This is a genomic window from Acetobacter sp. AAB5, assembly GCF_050106715.1.
Taxonomy (GTDB): Bacteria; Pseudomonadota; Alphaproteobacteria; order Acetobacterales; family Acetobacteraceae; genus Acetobacter; species Acetobacter oryzifermentans.
This window is the reverse complement of sequence record NZ_JBNIEW010000001.1, coordinates 114,592-132,640: the sequence shown is the minus strand read 5'-3', so window position 1 is coordinate 132,640 and position 18,049 is coordinate 114,592. Positions and strand designations below refer to the sequence as shown.

At 54.2% G+C, this 18,049-nt stretch carries 20 protein-coding genes; 6 read left to right on the top strand and 14 right to left on the bottom strand.

Features of this window, described 5'->3' with window-relative positions; all coding sequences use genetic code 11:
- The first annotated feature begins 3 nt into the window (after positions 1-3).
- The gene (locus ACP7IZ_RS00630; RefSeq protein WP_426847437.1) at positions 4-831 is read left to right on the top strand and encodes an inositol monophosphatase family protein; all 828 of its coding nucleotides are present in this window, start codon (positions 4-6) and stop codon (positions 829-831) included.
- Between the two features lie 91 nt (positions 832-922).
- On the top strand, positions 923-1,768 hold the full coding sequence (locus ACP7IZ_RS00625) for a lipid-binding SYLF domain-containing protein (protein ID WP_426847436.1): 846 nt from the start codon (positions 923-925) through the stop codon (positions 1,766-1,768).
- Positions 1,769-1,821: 53 nt separating this feature from the next.
- Here ACP7IZ_RS00625 and mltG read toward each other — a convergent pair whose 3' ends face one another.
- From mltG to ACP7IZ_RS00575, 10 genes are all read right to left on the bottom strand, one after another.
- Positions 1,822-2,856, bottom strand: a complete 1,035-nt coding sequence (gene mltG, locus ACP7IZ_RS00620; RefSeq protein WP_426847435.1) for an endolytic transglycosylase MltG — start codon at positions 2,854-2,856, stop codon at positions 1,822-1,824.
- Positions 2,846-4,156, bottom strand: a complete 1,311-nt coding sequence (gene fabF / locus ACP7IZ_RS00615; RefSeq protein WP_006115244.1) for a beta-ketoacyl-ACP synthase II — start codon at positions 4,154-4,156, stop codon at positions 2,846-2,848. The genes mltG and fabF overlap by 11 nt, the downstream gene beginning before the upstream one ends.
- Positions 4,157-4,219: 63 nt before the next feature.
- Complete coding sequence (locus ACP7IZ_RS00610) at positions 4,220-4,459, bottom strand: acyl carrier protein (RefSeq protein ID WP_003628807.1); 240 nt, start codon at positions 4,457-4,459, stop codon at positions 4,220-4,222.
- A 302-nt stretch (positions 4,460-4,761) separates the two neighbouring features.
- The gene (gene fabG, locus ACP7IZ_RS00605; protein ID WP_426847434.1) at positions 4,762-5,505 is read right to left on the bottom strand and encodes a 3-oxoacyl-[acyl-carrier-protein] reductase; all 744 of its coding nucleotides are present in this window, start codon (positions 5,503-5,505) and stop codon (positions 4,762-4,764) included.
- A 21-nt stretch (positions 5,506-5,526) separates the two neighbouring features.
- On the bottom strand, positions 5,527-6,471 hold the full coding sequence (gene fabD, locus ACP7IZ_RS00600; RefSeq protein ID WP_426847647.1) for an ACP S-malonyltransferase: 945 nt from the start codon (positions 6,469-6,471) through the stop codon (positions 5,527-5,529).
- A gap of 172 nt (positions 6,472-6,643) precedes the next feature.
- Entirely contained in the window at positions 6,644-7,159 is a 516-nt protein-coding gene (locus tag ACP7IZ_RS00595) for a YdcF family protein (protein WP_426847433.1), read from the bottom strand.
- Between the two features lie 29 nt (positions 7,160-7,188).
- Positions 7,189-8,448 (bottom strand): class I SAM-dependent methyltransferase, encoded by a 1,260-nt coding sequence (locus tag ACP7IZ_RS00590; protein WP_426847432.1) that lies wholly within the window; start codon positions 8,446-8,448, stop codon positions 7,189-7,191.
- Positions 8,449-8,465: 17 nt separating this feature from the next.
- The gene (locus tag ACP7IZ_RS00585) at positions 8,466-9,215 is read right to left on the bottom strand and encodes a glycine betaine ABC transporter substrate-binding protein (protein ID WP_426847431.1); all 750 of its coding nucleotides are present in this window, start codon (positions 9,213-9,215) and stop codon (positions 8,466-8,468) included.
- Positions 9,216-9,416: 201 nt separating this feature from the next.
- Complete coding sequence (locus ACP7IZ_RS00580) at positions 9,417-9,779, bottom strand: hypothetical protein (protein ID WP_006115252.1); 363 nt, start codon at positions 9,777-9,779, stop codon at positions 9,417-9,419.
- Positions 9,780-9,993: 214 nt separating this feature from the next.
- The gene (locus tag ACP7IZ_RS00575) at positions 9,994-11,055 is read right to left on the bottom strand and encodes a lipid A deacylase LpxR family protein (protein WP_004449120.1); all 1,062 of its coding nucleotides are present in this window, start codon (positions 11,053-11,055) and stop codon (positions 9,994-9,996) included.
- Between the two features lie 379 nt (positions 11,056-11,434).
- On the opposite strand from ACP7IZ_RS00575, the gene ACP7IZ_RS00570 reads away from it, so the two are divergent.
- A complete protein-coding gene (locus ACP7IZ_RS00570) occupies positions 11,435-12,112 on the top strand; it encodes a cold-shock protein (RefSeq protein WP_006115255.1) in 678 nt (225 codons plus the stop codon).
- Positions 12,113-12,220: 108 nt separating this feature from the next.
- On the opposite strand, the gene smpB is transcribed toward ACP7IZ_RS00570, so the two are convergent.
- The 4 genes from smpB to ACP7IZ_RS00550 are packed head-to-tail and all read right to left on the bottom strand — an operon-like array spanning position 12,221 to position 15,266.
- Positions 12,221-12,727, bottom strand: a complete 507-nt coding sequence (gene smpB, locus ACP7IZ_RS00565; protein ID WP_006115256.1) for an SsrA-binding protein SmpB — start codon at positions 12,725-12,727, stop codon at positions 12,221-12,223.
- The gene (gene dapA / locus ACP7IZ_RS00560; protein ID WP_426847430.1) at positions 12,727-13,617 is read right to left on the bottom strand and encodes a 4-hydroxy-tetrahydrodipicolinate synthase; all 891 of its coding nucleotides are present in this window, start codon (positions 13,615-13,617) and stop codon (positions 12,727-12,729) included. Before dapA ends, smpB begins: the two co-directional genes overlap by 1 nt.
- A gap of 10 nt (positions 13,618-13,627) precedes the next feature.
- The gene (locus ACP7IZ_RS00555; protein ID WP_426847429.1) at positions 13,628-14,524 is read right to left on the bottom strand and encodes a prephenate dehydratase; all 897 of its coding nucleotides are present in this window, start codon (positions 14,522-14,524) and stop codon (positions 13,628-13,630) included.
- Between the two features lie 7 nt (positions 14,525-14,531).
- Complete coding sequence (locus tag ACP7IZ_RS00550) at positions 14,532-15,266, bottom strand: 3-deoxy-manno-octulosonate cytidylyltransferase (RefSeq protein ID WP_426847428.1); 735 nt, start codon at positions 15,264-15,266, stop codon at positions 14,532-14,534.
- 107 nt (positions 15,267-15,373) lie between these two features.
- Here ACP7IZ_RS00550 and ACP7IZ_RS00545 point away from each other — a divergent pair, with 107 nt between their 5' ends.
- The 3 genes from ACP7IZ_RS00545 (at position 15,374) to serA (ending at position 18,049) form a co-directional block, all read left to right on the top strand.
- Positions 15,374-15,892 carry a c-type cytochrome gene (locus ACP7IZ_RS00545; protein ID WP_426847427.1) on the top strand — a complete coding sequence of 173 codons (519 nt, stop codon included), beginning with the start codon at positions 15,374-15,376 and terminating at the stop codon, positions 15,890-15,892.
- Positions 15,889-16,686 (top strand): inositol monophosphatase family protein, encoded by a 798-nt coding sequence (locus ACP7IZ_RS00540; protein ID WP_426847426.1) that lies wholly within the window; start codon positions 15,889-15,891, stop codon positions 16,684-16,686. The genes ACP7IZ_RS00545 and ACP7IZ_RS00540 overlap by 4 nt, the downstream gene beginning before the upstream one ends.
- A 103-nt stretch (positions 16,687-16,789) precedes the next feature.
- Positions 16,790-18,049: a phosphoglycerate dehydrogenase gene (gene serA, locus ACP7IZ_RS00535; RefSeq protein WP_006115262.1), complete on the top strand. Its 1,260-nt coding sequence runs from the start codon at positions 16,790-16,792 to the stop codon at positions 18,047-18,049.

Sequence of the window (18,049 nt, the reverse complement as noted above, 5' to 3'; positions counted from 1 at the left end):
TTAATGCCTTATTTTATCTGGAGTTACAGCAATATGTCTTCACCCAGCCCTGCCCTTGCCACACGTTTGGAAGCCGCGCGGGCTGTGGTGCATGATGCCGCACAGATGGCCATGGCTATGCGTCCGCCACCGGGTGGGCCGCAGGCATCGCAAAAATCTGCACAGGACTGGCTGACAGAAACAGATGGCGCAGTGGAAGCCTTTATTGCCAACCGCATGAAAGCGCTTTTCCCCGATGATGGCTTTCAGGGGGAAGAAGGCGGCGTGGCACGCACAGGCAGCCTGCGCTGGGTGGTGGACCCTATAGATGGCACATCCAACTATGCACGCGGCCGCTGCCGGTGGTGTATTTCTCTCGGCTTGCTGGATGGGGATGAACCCGTTGCAGGTGTGATTGATGCCCCTGCTTTGGGCGAAGTTTATACTGCCCTGCGTGGATATGGCGCATTTTTGAATGGCAAGCGCATTCAGGCTTCCCCGGTGAAGGACCCCGCCAGTTCCATGATTGAAATGGGTTGGAGCAACAGAGTGCCCAAACCTGTGTTCATGGAAAAAATGGATGCCATTATGGCAATGGGCACCATGCCGCGTTCGGGCGGATGTGGTGCGCTGGCGCTGGCTGACGTGGCAAGCGGGCGGCTGGATGGCTATATTGAAATCGTTATTAACCTGTGGGATGTGGCTGCCGCCCTGCCCTTGCTGGCAGAAGCTGGCGCACGAGTTTCACCTTTTCTGCAGGAAGGCGGGCTGACAGGGCCAGCTACAATTATGGCGGCAAACCCGCATATTGCGCAGGCTCTTTCCGAGGCCGTGTCCATTCCGCTGGCATAAATGAAAAACATGCACGCAGGGCCTTTCTGCGGCCACAAAAGCGTGCTTTCTAGCAGATCATATTTACCGGCTTATTGTGGAGAATTCCGGCATGCGTCTGGTTACTCATCTTTCTTCTGCTTCTTTGGCTTTGGCTGCAGCGTTTTCTCTATGTGTTGCAGCGCCGGCTCAGGCGGCTGATAAGCCGCAGGCACTGGTTGATAAGGCAGCCCTGAGCGTACAGGATGTTTTTGTGGGCGCAACCAGCCAAAGCCCGATGGTAACCAATCTGGCTAAAGCGCGTGCTGTCATGGTGTGCCCAGATATGTTCCGCATGTCTATTGCATTTGGCGGCGCGCATGGTGGCTGCCTGCTGCTGGCGCGTGATGCGCGCGGCTCGTGGTCTGATCCGGCATTTTACACCCTCAGCACCGCATCATTCGGTTTGCAATTTGGGGTGCAGAGTTCCGAGATCGTTTTCTTTGTCATGACAGATCGCGGCTTGCAGGCTCTGCTGGATAGCCAGTTCCAGTTTTCTTCTAATGCAGGCGCTTCTTTTGCCAGCATGAGCACGGCAGTTGCCAAGGGAAATGCTGGCGCGCGCAATACAGATATTCTGATTGCCCAGAAATCTCAGGGCGTGTTTGCTGGTGCTTCCTTAGGAGGCAGCAAACTGACCGTGAACAGTGATGCCAATCGGGAATACTACAAGCAGAGCATTGGTCCGGAAGATATTGTTGTAAGCATGCGTGTGAACAACCCGGATGCAGACCCCCTGCGGAGTGTTCTGATGCGTTACGCCGCTATGGCAAAAAGCACGGGTGCGTCTTCCACTTCCTCACGTGTCTCTAACAGCAACACGGTTTCTCAGAGCGATGCAGATGCTCTTGCCGCAGATACCGTTGGGGCATCTGGTGGCGGTGGCATCAAGCAGGAAAGCCTAAGCCCGTCTAGATAAGTTTTTTTAGGTTAAAAATTAAGCGCTTTCTGCCCTTATGGGATGGAAAGCGCTTAATGCGTATTATGCTGCCGAAAAGCAGAAACATTCCGATTATGTTCAGCCAGAGTGGTGGAAAAATTATGCCCACCATTGCCATTGGCTACAAAGAAAAGCGCATCCCCACTGGCAGGATGTGCTGCCGCTTCTAATGCGGACATGCCGGGTGAGCAGATAGGCCCGGGAGGCAACCCCGTAACAACATACGTATTATATGCGTCTGGCGTAGCAAGATCTGTGCGCGTAAGTGCGCGGCCCAACGGTGGGTTGCCATGTGTTATGGCATAAATCACGGTTGGATCTGTTTGCAGTTTCATGCCCTTTTGCAAGCGGTTTAGAAAAACACGTGCAACCATGGGCCTTTCTGCAGGTAAGGCTGTTTCTTTTTCTATCAGGGATGCCAGAACAAGCAGAACCTGTGGAGATGGTATCATGCCATCAAGGGCTGGATCATGCTTTTGCCAGACAGTATCTAGCGCCGTTTGCATGGCGTTTTGTGCGCGCTTTACAATATCCGTACGCTCACTATTCCGCAGGTAATTATAGGTTTGCGGTAATGTGCTGCCTTCTGCGGGCAAGGGTGTTTCACCCTCTAAAAAAGGAGCAGAGGCAATAACGGCCTGAATTTGACGGGCAGAAAGTCCTTCAGGAATGGTCAGCTTATGTAAAACAGGTTTACCATGCCGCAGAATAAACAGCACATCCTGCATGGAAACATGCTGCGGAAAATGCAGTTCTGCCGCGTGTAGCTGGCCGCTTTTACGTGTAAGAGAAATGGCCGTGACAAACAGCTTATCTGTGAACCAGCCAGATGGCAGCACCTGCGCCTGTTGCAGCGCACTTAAGGTGCTGGCGTAGCCACCGTGTGGCACAACAACATCCGTAGCTTCTGGCAAAAGCCCCGGTTTTATATAGCTATACCATGCAAAAAAACCTGTTCCTCCCCCTGCTAATGCAGAAAGAAGAAACAGGCCCCCTAGCCATTTCAGGGCAGCACGACCTTTTTTGGTAGGCTGTTTTGCAGGCTTTCTTTTTGGTTTAGACGCCACGCACAATCAGGCTGGCATTTGTGCCGCCAAATCCAAAGCTGTTAGAAAGAGCCACGTTGATTTCCCGCTGCTGCGCTGTATGGGCAATGCGGTCAATCACGCTTTCACGCGATGGGTTATCCAGGTTCAGCGTAGGCGGTGCCACGTTGTCCCGAATAGCCAGAATGGAGAAAATGGCTTCTACTGCACCAGCCGCGCCAAGCAAATGGCCTGTGGCAGATTTGGTGGAAGACATGGCCAGCTTACGGGCATCATCACCAAACAGGCGTTCAACCGCTTCCAGCTCAAGGTCATCCGCCATGGTGGAGGTGCCGTGGGCGTTAACGTAGTTGATGTCTGCCGGGGTGAGGTCTGCACTTTTCAGTGCAGCGCGCATGGCACGGTATGCCCCGTAATGGCCTTCTGCCGGTGCGGTAATGTGGTATGCATCACCAGACATGCCATAGCCGATAATTTCGCCATAAATTTTGGCGCCACGGGCTTTGGCGTGTTCATATTCTTCCAGCACCACAACGCCGGAACCTTCACCCATTACAAAACCATCACGGTCTTTATCCCATGGGCGGGAGGCTTTTCCGGGGGTGTCATTAAAGCCGGTAGATAGCGCACGGGCTGAGCAGAAGCCAGCAATGCCCAACGGGCAAACGGTTGCTTCTGCACCACCTGCTACCATTACGTCGGCATCGCCAAACATGATAATGCGCGCGGCATCACCAATGGCATGCACGCCGGTAGCGCAAGCCGTAACAACTGAATGATTTGGCCCCTGAAAACCATATTTGATGGAAACATGGCCAGAAACCAGATTGATGAGAGCGGACGGGATAAAGAACGGCGAAAGACGCCGCGCCCGACCTTCATGCACGGTAATGGAGGCATCATAGATGGTTTGAAGACCACCAATGCCAGAGCCAATCATTACACCGGTGCGGCATTTATCTTCTTCGGTTTCGGGTTTCCAACCGGAATCCTCTACCGCTTCCGTTGCTGCCACCAACCCCATGTGAATGAAGCGGTCCATTTTGCGCTGGTCTTTGGGGGAAATCCACTCGGAAAGTGTAAGCTTTCCTTCTGCGGTCGGCCCTTCCGGCACTTCCCCAGCCACATGGGCCGGCAGATCGCTTGGGTCGAACTGCGTGATTCTACCAATCCCGCTTTCGCCTGCAATCAGACGTGACCATACGTTTTCAACGCCCAGACCCAGAGGTCCGACGATGCCCATTCCGGTGACGACTACCCGTCTCCGTCCAGAATTTACTCCGGCCGACTGCAACAAACCAGCCCGCTCCCTGTTCTGCACGTATATGGTCCCTCAAATAGTAGAGGGACCCACAGTTCCGTTAAACGCAAAAGTACCTGAAAATCAGGCAGCTTTCTGCTTTTCGATGTAATCGATAGCATCTTTAACGGTGGTGATTTTTTCCGCTGCATCTTCCGGGATTTCGACATTGAAGGCTTCTTCAAACGCCATCACCAGCTCAACGGTATCAAGGCTGTCAGCGCCCAGGTCATCGATGAACGATGCATCCGGTGTGACCTTGCTTTCCTCGACGCCGAGATGCTCGACCACGATTTTCTTAACCTTATCAGCGATTTCGCTCATCTGTCTTTGTATCCCATAGGCCCGGTTTTACATGCGGGCAGGTTGTTCTGGTGCCTGCTCTACCACAATCCCTATTGGTGGAAGAATAGAAAACAGCACTGCTTCCGTTATTCTTCCCCAGCAACAGGGGTTGCGGGCGCTTAGCACGTTTTTCCATCACAAGCCAAGGCAAACCGGAAAAGTCTTTCTTCCGCCCCTTGGCTATGTGCGTGTTTGCATAGTCTGTCTGCCACATCTGAAAGTATTTTGCACCCTCTCTTCTGCGCAGACATTCTAGAGGCCAAGTTTAAGGGAGGTCTCCCTTAAACCATTGCCATGCCGCCGTTTACGTGCAGCGTGGTGCCCGTAACCCATGCCGCTTCGTTTGATGCCAGATATAGCACGGCAGACGCCACATCTTCTGGCTGGCCCAGACGGCCCAGTGGAATCGCACCCAGCAGTTTTTCTTTCTGCGCATCGGGCAGAACGTCTGTCATGGGGGTAACAATAAAGCCTGGGGCCACAACATTTACCGTAACGCCACGCGGGCCGGCTTCCTGCGCCAAGGATTTGCTCATGCCCACAATGCCTGCTTTTGCAGCCGCATAGTTGGCCTGCCCAGCATTGCCGGTGGAACCGATAACCGAGGAAATATTGATAATACGCCCTGCCCGGCGGCGCAGCATGCCCTTAAGTGCGGCACGGCACAGCCGGAAAGGCGAGGACAGATCCACGTTTAGAACCTGATCCCAGTCTTCATCTTTCATGCGTAGGGCCAGCATATCGCGCGTAAGGCCCGCGTTGTTGACGAGAATATCAACAGGTGCCCCAGCGGCTTCTTCCGCCTTGGCAATAAGGCCATCGGCTTCTGCTGGGTCAGAAAGGTTGGCGGCCACGTAAAATGCACGCCCTTCCCCCAGTTCTTCCGCCTGCTTCTGCAACACGGCTTCACGCGTGCCAGACAGCACAACCTTTGCACCCTGTGCGTGCAGCAAGCGGGCAATGGCGCTGCCAATACCGCCTGTTGCGCCTGTAACCAGTGCGGTTTTTCCGTCCAGTTTGAACATAATTTTTGTTTACCCGCTGTTTTACAAAGTTTTCAGGAAAGATTCGATATCGGCTGGCGTGCCCACAGAAAGGCCAGATACTTCGGAATCAATGCGCCGCACCAAGCCAGAAAGCACCTTGCCTGCACCAATTTCTACAAACGTATCCACACCCATGCCGACCATAGCGGCCACACTTTCCCGCCAGCGCACACGGCCAGTAACCTGACGCACCAGATTTTGCCGAATCGTATCAGCATCCGTTTCGCGCTCGGCTGTTACGTTGGCAATTACGGGCACAATCGGTGCGGCAATGTCAGCTTTGGCTAATGCTTCGGCCATCACATCTTCTGCGGGTTTCATGAGCGAAGAATGAAATGGTGCAGAAACCGGCAGCTTGAGTGCGCGCTTGATCTTCATTTCTTTGGCGATGGCAATGGCTTCATCAATACCTGCAATCTTGCCGGAAATAACAATCTGGCCGCCGCCGTTATCATTGGCAATTTCTACACCACCTTTGGCAGAGGCTTTGGTGCAGATGTCTTCTGCCTGTGCCAATGTTACGCCAATAAGGGCCGCCATGCCGCCTTCTCCAGCGGGAACGGCTTTCTGCATGGCCTGTCCGCGCAGCCGTAGCAGGCGTGCGGCTTCTGCCACACCAAAGGCACGCCCCGCGGCCAGAGCGGAGTATTCCCCCAGAGAATGCCCAGCAAGCAACGTAACTTTGCCAGCAAGATCCAAACCGCCATCCTGTTCCAGAACGCGCAGAACAGCCATGGACACAGCCATAAGTGCAGGCTGAGCGTTTTCTGTGCTGGTCAGGCTTTCCATCGGGCCTTCAAAAATGATTTTGGAGAGTTTTTCGCCCAGGGCGTCATCAACTTCTTCAAAAACAGAACGCGCCGCAGGAAAAGCCTCTGCCAGCTCCTGCCCCATGCCAACAGACTGGCTGCCCTGTCCGGGAAAAACAAATGCGTAAACGGCCATGATACTCACTGTTCCAAATTTTTCCTTGCCAAACGGATGGAAGCCACCTGCTTTGGCAAGATCATGAACTGCGCGGACTGCTTTCTATGCTTTGCGCACTATGGCGGCCTGTAAAAAGGACACCACGCAAAACGCAGACCGGCAGGAAATCGGGGGCAGAATACGGCGCAGTTTAACGCCGCACAATACGCCAGCCCAGAACAAGCAGTGCATCCCAAGGCAGGGCAAGACATTCATGTGCGATACGCAGGAGTTTTTTGCGCATGTTGGGAACATGCGGTTGAGCACGTAAAAATGGCACGGGCTGCACTTTCCAACCCGCAAGGCGCATGAGTAAAACACAGCGCGGTAGGTGCAAAGGGCTGGAAACAACCGCTATGGGCTGAGCCGTAAGATACCCTGCCCGGCGTAGCAGGCGCGTGCAGGCAACAGCGGAATCAAACGTATCTCCTGCCGTGGGCTCGGGCAGAATATATTTTGGAGCAATGCCAGCCTTTAACAGGCAGGAGGCCATAACGTCTGCTTCCGTCTGGCCATTTTGTGGCACGCCACCTGTAGGAATATAGATAACAGGCCCATGCGCAGCGCCAAACATAAGCGCTGAATGCACCCTGTTTAACAGCGCAACAGATGGGCTGCCATCCGGGTTGAGGGCCGCACCAAAAATAATGACGGGCAGTGCTGACATTTCAAATCTCTTTCCCGCAGAGAATGTTTTTAAGCCGGTGGACGTAAGAGCACGCGGTTCAGCCGTTCCAAAGTGGTAAAGCCTTCGGCCCACACTGTGCGAAATTTGCTTTCTGAAATACCGCGAGGTGCCACGGCTTCTGCCAAAGCACCAACAGTACGTTCACCATCAATCAGGGGCAGGATGCCGCGCATTTGTGGCGGTAAGGGAATGGGTACAACCAATGTGCCAAACGCAAAAGGTAGCGTGTGGTCTGGCCGCATCTGCTTGGCCAACTCTACCCCCGGTATTTCACGCATGATTGGCACGGCAGAAAAATCCATGGGGTCTGGCGGCGTAATGCGCGCGCCCTTGCGGACAACATAGGCAACATGAGTGGGCATATTACCTGCAAGGTCTTCTGCTATGGCAGCCTGCTGTTGCCAGGGCAGGCCGCTTATGCGCGCGCGCAGGCGTGGATCTGGCAAAAACAGGGTTGGATCATACCGTGCCGGTTCCATTAAGCAGGATGGTTCCAGCTCGGCTTTGCCCAGAAAATCCAAAAACTCTGTAACGGTATAAGCGCGGTCTCTTGGGTTCAGCAGCAGATCGTATAAGCCAGCATCGCCGCCAGAAAGGTGATCTCCAAAGTTGCCGTTCTGCCGCAACCACGCAGTGGCAGGCAGCGTGCGCATCACGCGGCGTGCCATATCGAGCCGTGTTTGAGGAGATTCGGAATGAGGCGCAATTTTTTCCAGCGCGTCCTGCACCATGTAAACACCTGTGCGCCCATAAGGTGCATAGACCATCAGCCCCATGCCACCACCGGGGGCGAGGTGTTTTTCTAACATGGCTAATGCGGCATCAGGATCTGGGAGATGATGCAGTACGCCACAGCAATCAATATAATCAAAAAGGCCCAGATCCAGCGCATCCAGTTCTGTCAGAGACCCCTGAATGAAGCGGATATTTGCCAGCTCCCGCGTTTGCGCCCGTGCCTGCGCAATGGAAAGCGCCTTTTGGGAGCGATCTACACATACAACCTCACCGGGGCGTCCGGCGCGTTGGAGGTGTGTTGCCAGCATAATGGCACCATCCCCGGTGCCGCACCCTGCCACCAATGCCCGCAAAGGCTGCCTTTGCGGCCGTTTGGCACCAAAAATCCAGTAGTCAATTTCCCGCAAATGGCTGGGGCTGCCTATTAAAAGGCGCTTGGCCTCATCCTGCGGGTTTCTTTCTGGGTATGGATACGCCTCGTATTGGGCGGCTAGGCTGGAATCGCGCGTATCGGCGGAGGATTGATCTGTCATGCTGGCGCGGCCTTTCCTTAGCGGGGCAGCAGTTTGCCGCGCTGCCAGGCTTCTGCTGCTTCATCGGCTGTCATGCCTTCAACACGCATGGCGTAATCCATGGCGCTGATAATTTTGGCGCTGAGCATCAGTTCATCCAGTTCGTCCAGAAGATCCTGCTCCATTTCATCCTTGGTTTCTGCACGGATCAGAATGCGCGCGTCCTGTTCGCCCCCCAGTGCATTTTTGGGGTCGTTCAGAATACGAAAACCGCCGATGTGGAACAGAAAGCAAGGCTGAAACAGTGGCATCAGCACCAGTTCTTCCCGCTTGAGGGCGGCGTTCAGTTCTGCCAGCGCTTCTTCATCCGGCAGCACTTTCAGGCTGAAGCCTGCGGTATCCAGCCCATACTGCTGCAACACTTTTTCCATGTGCTTTTGCAAGGATACAGGCGTGATAATCGTGCGGGAAAGTTCTGGCCCAGCCTGTGCTACATCATCCAAAGATGTCAGCGGCGTATCTTCTGCGGAAATGCAGCAATGGGCTGCGGGACGAAACAGATTGCCAAGCGGAAGAATGCCGGGTGCCAGCATGCCTGCATCTTCATCCGGCAGCCATGCAGAAACGTAAAAATCAACCTCACCCTTTTTGAGCATGTCTGTCAGCACGTCTTTGGGGCCGGTTACAATATCCGGCTCTACATCATTGGCTTCCAGAACGCGGATGATTGCTGCTGCCGTAGCCTCATGCACGGTGGTTTCGGGGTATGCGAGGGTCAGGCTTGTCATCTCAGGATCCTTTCAGATCTGCTCGAACTGGTGATGGTCTGAGTAGTCCTTGCAGCAGGAGAAACCCATGAGGCAATCCCTGAAATGGAAATAACAGGATTTCTTAATGATTTGGTGCAAGGCTGAGGGCAAAAAAAAGCCGCCCTTCCCTTGGAAGGGAAGAAGGCGGCCAACCGGAATACATAACTTAAACAGGGGTGTTTAAGCGGCAACAATGCCCTGTTCGCGCGGCATGACGGGGCGGATCATGTTTAGGGCATCTGCAAAAGTGTTGAAGCTGCCCAGTTTATTATCACGGATAGCATCCATAACAATCCAGCGGTTGCCGTGGCAGTAAATCTGGTAAGCAGGATCTGGGGTTTCGCGCACCCATACCACAACGTAACCAGCGGAAATGCCAGCCTGCTTCTGTTCAGACACAAAAACATCTGCATCGCAAATGCCCATGGGCTGAGCAGCCTGCACCCAACGGGTGAGGTAAGCCTGCTGGCGGGATGTGATTTCCATCTGGAATGGAATGATCTGGCAGGTGTGTTGCTGAGAAGATGCTGTTGTGCGCGGCATGGTTTCTTTTATCCCCCTGACAATCCCGGTTCGGTCTTGATGTTCGGAGTGTAAAAGAGCTGCAGTGCGCTACGCTATGAGAAAACGAATGTTAACGCCTCAAAAGCAGGCAGGTTTGAGGCCTCGTGACGAAAAAAACACAAACACACACAAAGTGCACAATTTTTATGCCTGTTTTTTGTGCAAATGACTTTCTGTGGTGCAGAAAAAAGAATCAGAACTTTGCCGAAACCATTAATGAGCCATAGTTAAACAGGCCAGACTTGGCTGTGGTGAACTGCTGCGTCTGCCAAACCTGGCTGTAGGAAATGCGCAAACCGCAGAACATGAAGGCCAAACCGGCGTGAATTTCACCCACATCCCACTTTTTAATCACGTGTAGGGAATTGCTGCGCATGGTGTTGCCTTGCAATGAGGCATCATACCCAACGGCTTCACCCGTTACGCCACCAAAGATGTACCATGAAAAGGGGCGCCGCGATTTATAGGCATCCGTACCATCTGTGCCGGATGCCTGAATGGTGGGTGTGCCGAAATCACTATCCAGCCCCTGCCCGATCCGGAACACATCACCAATGCGGCCATAAATCTGATAATCACCAATGGCGGCGGCGGCGGATGGCAGCATGTCAAACTCCACGCCAAACACATGCGCCAAAGGCAAACGCCAGATACGCCCGCCTTGCACCTGAAAGATGGGCTGATTTTTAAGCTGATGAGACCAGCCCTGGTTTTTGGTGTCACCAATCAGGCCGTGGAATCCGTTCTGGAGCTGCTCGCCCAAGCCGCCCGGCCCCATAATACCAAACTGAATACCAAATACGCTGCGGGTTCTGTCCGTATCATTAATAAGATTCACGGTGCCTAGCAGCAGGCTGGAATAAGGCCTGTCATTAATACGCGCAGTTTGCGCCTGCCCCGGAGCCCACGGGCTGGAAACCTGCGTATTGCGCGGCGTGAAGATAAGCTGTTGCAGGCCAATGCTAATACGCTGCACGCCTTCCCCCCAAATGGCCTTGTTAATGGCGGCAATGGGGGTGGGCAGCGTATTGGTGCCAGATGTCCAGTTAAAACGCAGGCCACTGGTATAATATTGGTCCGATGTGCCTTTCAGGGTGGTGATGGCATCGTTCTCACCCTGAAGGGTCCATGTGCCTTTGTTGTCAGAGGCAGGAGTCGCTTTGGCGGAAGAAAGAGAACACACGGATGCCCCTGCCAGCATAAGAGACGCAAGGGCAAGGCGCCGTGCGCGAAGCCGTTTTAAAACTACGGGCATGCTTTTTCTTCCATTTGGCCATGTGCGGGCATGATTCTAGGCTGTTCTTAATGGATAATACCCGCACAAGAAAGCCCGTTTCCCCTTATCCTGTCTGGCTGTGGCTATCATGCCAACGTCAGACCTCTATGGGCGCAGAGGTATCACATAACTGTGAGATCAAGAAAAGTGTGTGAAACTCCCGCCAATTTCATGCTTTCCTATAGTCGCACGCTGTTGGCTGTGCTACGGAAACAGTGGGCGCATTTGCAGCTTTCAGGAACGGGAACGGTGGCGTTTTCTTCAAATTACGTAAACCTGTCAACCCATTCCGGCAAACTGCCCGTTTTTCAATATCGGGAGAAGCTTCAGCCTTCTCCGTACTCCAGGATCAAGACCGTTGAAAAGTAACAGGACCGACCGCAGCTCTCGTTTTCCTCGCCGCGGCGGATTTGATGACGATTACATGTCCATGCCTTCCTTTGGTGAGCGCCCTGCTTTTGGTGGCGGTGACCGTGGTGGATTTGCACCGCGCCGTGGCGCTGGTGGTCCGCAGGTTGTGGCTTCCGGGCCGGAAGTTGGTGCAACTGTTAAATGGTTCAACAGCGAAAAAGGCTTCGGCTTTGTTGAACTGGCAGATGGCACCGGTGATGTATTCCTGCACGCCAATGCACTCTCTCAGGCAGGCCATCAGGGTGTAAGCCCGGGTGCGACACTGGTTGTACGGATTGGCCAGGGCCCGAAAGGTCGCCAGGTTGCGGAAGTTATTTCCGTTGACGAAAGCACCGCCCAGCCAGAACGCCCCCGTGCACCGCGCCCCGGTTTTGGCAGCCGTCCGGCTGGCCGCCCTGCCCCGGATCTGTCCATGGCTGAAGACACACGTGGTACCGTAAAATGGTACAACTCTGTCAAAGGCTTTGGCTTCATCACACCGGAAAGCGGCGGTAAGGACATTTTTGTTCACGCTTCTGCTCTTGAACGGTCTGGCCTGAGCGCACTGAACGAAGGTCAGGGTGTAAACGTAAAGGTGGTTCAGGGCCAGAAAGGCCCAGAAGCTGCTGAAGTTTCTCCGGCCTGATCCTGATTTTAGAATTAGGTTTCAAGAAAAAACCCCGGTTATGCCGGGGTTTTTTTTATGGGCTCTAGCTTGGGGCTGTGTCCGTTTTTATAAAGTGGGCGGGAACGTTTAGTAGTCCCCTTTCCCCTTATTTCGGATTAAGCGCGCTTTATCACGCTGCCAATCTCTGTCTGCAATGCTCTGTCGCTTGTCGTGAGTTTTTTTGCCAACGCCCAAGCCAAGCGTAACTTTAGCCAAGCCTCGCTCATTAAAATGCACATTCAATGGCACCAAAGTTGCGCCCTGTTTGGCAATAGCGCCTATAAACTTACGCATTTCCTTCCGGTGCATCAGCAATTTACGCGGCGCACGCGTATCAAAACGGGAAAGAACACCCCCCTGATATTCAGGAATATAGCTGTTAAACAGCCATAGTGATCCATCCCGCTCGCCAGCAAAGGCTTCGTTAATGGTGGCACGGCCAAGGCGCAGGCTTTTAACCTCGGCACCCCTTAGTACAAGCCCAGCTTCAATGGTTTCCAGAATATTGTAATTGAAGCGCGCCTTACGGTTTTGCGCCACCATGCCATGAGAGATCATGGAACTTTTGGCAGATTTTCCCGATTTTGAACTCATCAGTTTAGTAGCCCGACATCAACAAGGGCCGCACGAACCTTCTCGCGAGAAGGTTCGGTAAGAGGTGCAAGCGGCAGGCGGCAGGTTTCACCAGCCAGCCCTAACAGGCTGGCGGCGTATTTGGCCGGGGCCGGATTGCTTTCGCAAAAAAGCGTATCATGCAAAGGCAAAAGCTTATCCTGAATGGCAATGGCATCCTGTGTGCGGCCTTCCTGCCATGCTTTTTGCACATTGGCACACAAAGCAGGCGCAACATTGGCAGTTACACTAATGCAGCCATCGCCCCCGGCAGCTAGAAACGCCACAGCGGTACCATCTTCCCCAGAAAGCTGGTTAAAGCGTTTTTCTACAGCGCGGCGCACCTGCAATGGGCGCAGAAGGTTGGCTGTGGCATCTTTTACACCAATAATATTTGGGTGGCGTGCCAGACGCGCCATTGTTTCTACGCTGATATCAACAATGGAACGGCCCGGAATATTGTAAAGAATAACCGGAATGGAAATGGCATCCGCAATAGCCATGTAATGCCGGTAAAGCCCTTCCTGCGTGGGTTTGTTATAATAAGGCGCCACTACCAATACAGCGCTTGCCCCAGCTTTTTCTGCATACTGGGCCAGATCTACGGCTTCGGATGTGCTGTTTGATCCCGCACCCGCAATAACAGGAACGCGGCCGGCTGATACTTTGATGGTGCGTTCTACAACCGCGTGGTGTTCAGCATGAGAAAGGGTTGGGCTTTCCCCCGTTGTGCCAACGGCGCATAAGGCAGATGTTCCCTCACGGATCTGCCAGTCCACCAGTTTTTCGAACGAGGCAAAATCCAGACTGCCGTCCCGGTTCATGGGGGTAATCAGCGCGGTAATGGACCCGGAGAAAAAGGTATCAGACATGGGCAGTCACTTATCCTGAAATGGCATGTACCGGCATACTGCGCGGCGTGTCCTGCCCTTCGGCAGAGGTATGCTGGCGGAAGGGCGATTGAGGGTAGACACCTAGAATTGTGGTGTTCTGTGCAAAAAAATCAAGCTCAGCCAGTGCTTTACTCAAGCGTATATCATCTGGATGTCCATCAACATCCAACAAAAAGCGGGAGGCGGCAAAGGTTTCACCAGACATGTAGCTTTCCAGCCGGGTCATGTTAACGCCGTTGGTGGCAAAGCCGCCCAGTACTTTATACAACGCGCCGGGCTGGTTTTTGACACTGAAGATGAGTGTCGTCATCACATTAGGGGTTTCTACCGGCGGACGATCTGCCGTGCGGGAGGCAATGTAAAAACGGGTGGTGTTGTGGTCTGCGTCTTCTACATTCTTTTTAAGAATGTCCAGCCCGTAGAGTTCTGCCGCCAGAGCAGATGCCACAGCAGCTTCTTCCGGTTTTTTCCATAGGGCTACCAGTTCCGCAGCCCCTGCCGTATCAAACTCGGCCACGGGTTCCAAATTGTAATCACGGATCAGGTTTCGGATTTGCCCTAAAGCTACCGGGTGCGTATGTACGCGCCGCACCTGCTCCATACGCGTGCCAGGCACAACCAGCAGGCAGTGTTCTACCCTCTGAAAGTGCTCTCCCACAATTTGCAGGCCAGAAGCAGGCAACAGGGAATGAATATCAGGCACACGTCCGGCCAAGCTGTTCTCGCACGCCAGCATGGCCAGCTCTGCTCGGCCCTGATGCACGGCATCAATAGCATCGGCAAAGGTACGGCATGGCAGGGTTTTCCATCCCGGCTTGGCATTACGGCAGGCCAGATCAGAATACGCGCCCGGTGTGCCCTGAAAGGCGATAACCTTTTGTGTCATGCCTCAATTATGCTCCAAATGCACGGCGTGCACGTTCCAGATCTTCTGGTGTATCCACCCCAAATGGTGCTGATGCAAGGCGTGTGCAGCCAATACGCATGCCAGCTTCCAACGCACGGAGCTGTTCCAGACTTTCCCGCTTTTCCAAACCGGATGGTGGTAGGGCTACAAATTGTTCCAAAGCTGCTCTGCGCCACCCATAAACACCAATATGGTGCCATAGTGGCCCATCACCCCATGGAATAGGTTGGCGAGAAAAATAAAGAGCGGGCGCTATTTGTGCATTCCCTGAAAAATCACAGGCCACCTTTACCACAGAAGCCGCGTTTTTTTCTGCATCCGATGTTACAGGTGCGACCAATGTGCCAACATCGTACGTTGGGTTGGCCATAACGCTCATAACGGCGTGTAGGGCTTGCGGTTCAAATGTCGGCAGATCACCTTGCAGGTTCAGCAGCACATCATATTTGCCATCAGGGTCAAAGGCCTGAGTGGCCTGCCATACTCTGTCTGACCCGGAAGGGAGGTCAGGATCTGTTAGAATCGCGGTGCCGCCTGCTGCGGTTACGGCATCATAAATTTCCTGATCCGCTGCAGCCACCACAACCGGGCCAATATTGGCGGCCATGGCGGCATCCCACACACGCAGGACCATGGGGCGGCCAGCAATGTCTGCCAGCGGTTTTCCCGGCAGGCGTGTGGAAGCAAGCCGAGCAGGTATGACAACAAGAGAGGAAACCATCAGCTTGCTCCGAAAAGCGGCTCGTCTTATAGCCGGTTGAAAGCGGCGCGCAGTTTATGAAAGCTGCACGGTAAACGCAACCGGCAGAAAGTGAGGTGCCTCCCGGCATGGATGGCAAGTTTCTGAACAGAATAGCGGTTTCCGCCGTATTAAGTGCGGCAGTGCTGGCAACATGTGTGTTTGCCGCCCGCAGTACTGTGCCAGATACAGCCCCTGCCCGCCCTGCTTTTTCCTTGCCGGGGTTGGAGCCTGTGCCTATCGCCCCGTTTATGGCGCAGGCCAATATGCAACGTGGTGGCGCAACCGTAAGGCAGGTTTGTGCGCAGTGCCATGCTTTAGCTGGCGGATCTGCGGAAAACGCCGGGCCACCGCTGGCCAGTGTTGCAGGGCGTGCTGTGGCATCCTGCGCTGGCTACGCCTATTCTGCGGCTTTGCAGCAGCATGCAGGCCAACACTGGACAGACCAGATGCTGGCAGATTGGCTTATGGCCCCTGCCCGCTTTGCGCCCGGTACGCGTATGTCACTCACCGGCATACCCGATCCCGCCCAGCGGGCAGATGTTATTGCATTTCTTCATACTCTCGGCGGGCAGGCTGCGCCCGCACAGGCAGGATGCACACCATGACACATTCGGAAGAACTCGGCCTTTTTACAGATGTAGCAACCATGATGGCAGATGCCGCCCGCACGGTTGTTCGCCCGTGGTTCCGACGAGATGTGGCGGTGGACGATAAAAAGGATGAAAGCCCCGTAACCATTGCGGACCGCAGTGCAGAACGGGTGATGCGCGCCATTCTGGCCGAGCGCTTGCCAGACCATGGCGTGTTTGGTGAGGAATTTGGCCATGAAAACGCAGCGGCTCCGTGGCAATGGCTGCTGGACCCTGTGGATGGTACGCGGTCCTTTGTAACGGGGCGGCCCATGTTTGGTACGCTTATTGCCCTTTGCCATCATGGCGTGCCGGTGCTTGGGCTGTTGGATCAGCCGGTGCTGGATGAACGCTGGTTGGGCGTGAAAGGCCAGCCTACGCAGTTTTCTTCACCGCTGGGCGGACGCCCTGCTACACGCCAGAACGTGGCGTTAGAAGCGGCAGAAATGTCCTGCACCTCCCCCGAAATGCTGGAACTGGCCCCGCATACAGGTTGGAAAACCCTAAAAGCCTGCGCCAAACGCATGACATGGGGTGGAGATTGCTACGCCTATGGCCTGCTGGCTTTGGGGCAGATTGATCTGATAGCCGAATGCGACATGAATCCGTGGGATTGGGCTGCCCTTGTACCTGTTATTGAAGGTGCCGGTGGCACTATAACGGCGTGGGATGGTACGCCCCTGCGGATGGATGGAGACCGCACAGTTCTAGCTGCGGGTTCGGCCTCCCTGCATCAGCAAGCTGTGGCAACTTTGCAGGCAGATCGCTAGATTTCGGCGTCATTTCTTTATCTCTCATGCGGCAGCCCTATCAATTTTGTGGTTTTTGAGATAGGTCTGCGGCTCGGCACAACAGCTATTTGGTCGGTTCTACATGAGCACAAGCACGCACCTGTCTCTTCCCAAGGACAAGATCCGCATTCTGCTGCTGGAGGGTATCCACGACAGTGCCGTCGCCCTTCTTAAGGCCAGCGGTTATGAAAACGTTGTGCGTCATAAAGGCGCGCTGGAGGGGGATGCCCTCAAAGAAGCGCTGGAAGGTGTGCATATTGTTGGCATTCGTTCCCGCACGCAGCTGACAAAGGACGTGCTGGATGGCGCAGACCGGCTTATGGCCATTGGTTGCTTCTGCATCGGCACCAATCAGGTTGATCTTGAAGCCGCGCGTATGAACGGTATTCCCGTTTTTAACGCACCTTACAGCAACACACGTTCCGTGGCGGAACTGGTGATGGGCGAAATTGTTATGCTCATGCGCCGCATTTTCCCCCGCTCTGTGGAATGCCATGAGGGCAAATGGTCTAAATCCGCTCATAATAGCTGGGAAGTGCGCGGCAAAACGCTGGGTATTGTCGGTTATGGCTCCATTGGCTCCCAGCTTTCCGTGCTGGCAGAAGCCTTTGGCATGCGCGTGGTGTATTACGATGTGGTGGACAAACTGGGCCACGGCAATGCGCTGCCAGTAGAAACGCTGGAAGACCTGCTGGGGCAGAGCGATGTGGTTAGCCTGCACGTGCCACAGTTGCCCACAACCAAAAACCTGATGGGTGAAGCCCAGATCAAGGCGATGAAGAAAGGATCTTTCCTCATCAACAATGCACGCGGCAACGTGGTTGATCTGGATGCCTTGGCAGAAGCGCTGAAAAGCGGCCATCTGCTGGGTGCTGCTATTGATGTGTACCCCAAGGAGCCCAAAGGCCCGAACGACAAGCTGGAAACACCATTGCAGGGGCTGGATAACGTTATCCTTTCCCCGCATGTTGGTGGTTCCACCGTGGAAGCGCAGGAACGCATTGGCGTGGAAGTGGCGCGTAAGCTGGTGGAATATTCCGATGTGGGGTCCACCTTTGGTTCCGTAAATTTCCCCGGCGTACAGTTGCCGCAAAGCCCACGTGGCACCCGCTTTATGCATGCGCACCGCAACGTGCCGGGCATGATGATGCGCCTGAACGAAATCTTCATGAATGCAGATTGCAACGTTACGGCGCAGTTTTTGCAGACGGATGGAGAAATCGGTTACGTGGTGATTGAAGCCGATACCGGTGGCAGCACGGAACTGGATGATCGTCTTTTGCAGGCATTGCGTGGGCTGGAAGGCACAATCCGCGCACGCTTGATTTACAAAGGTAAATAA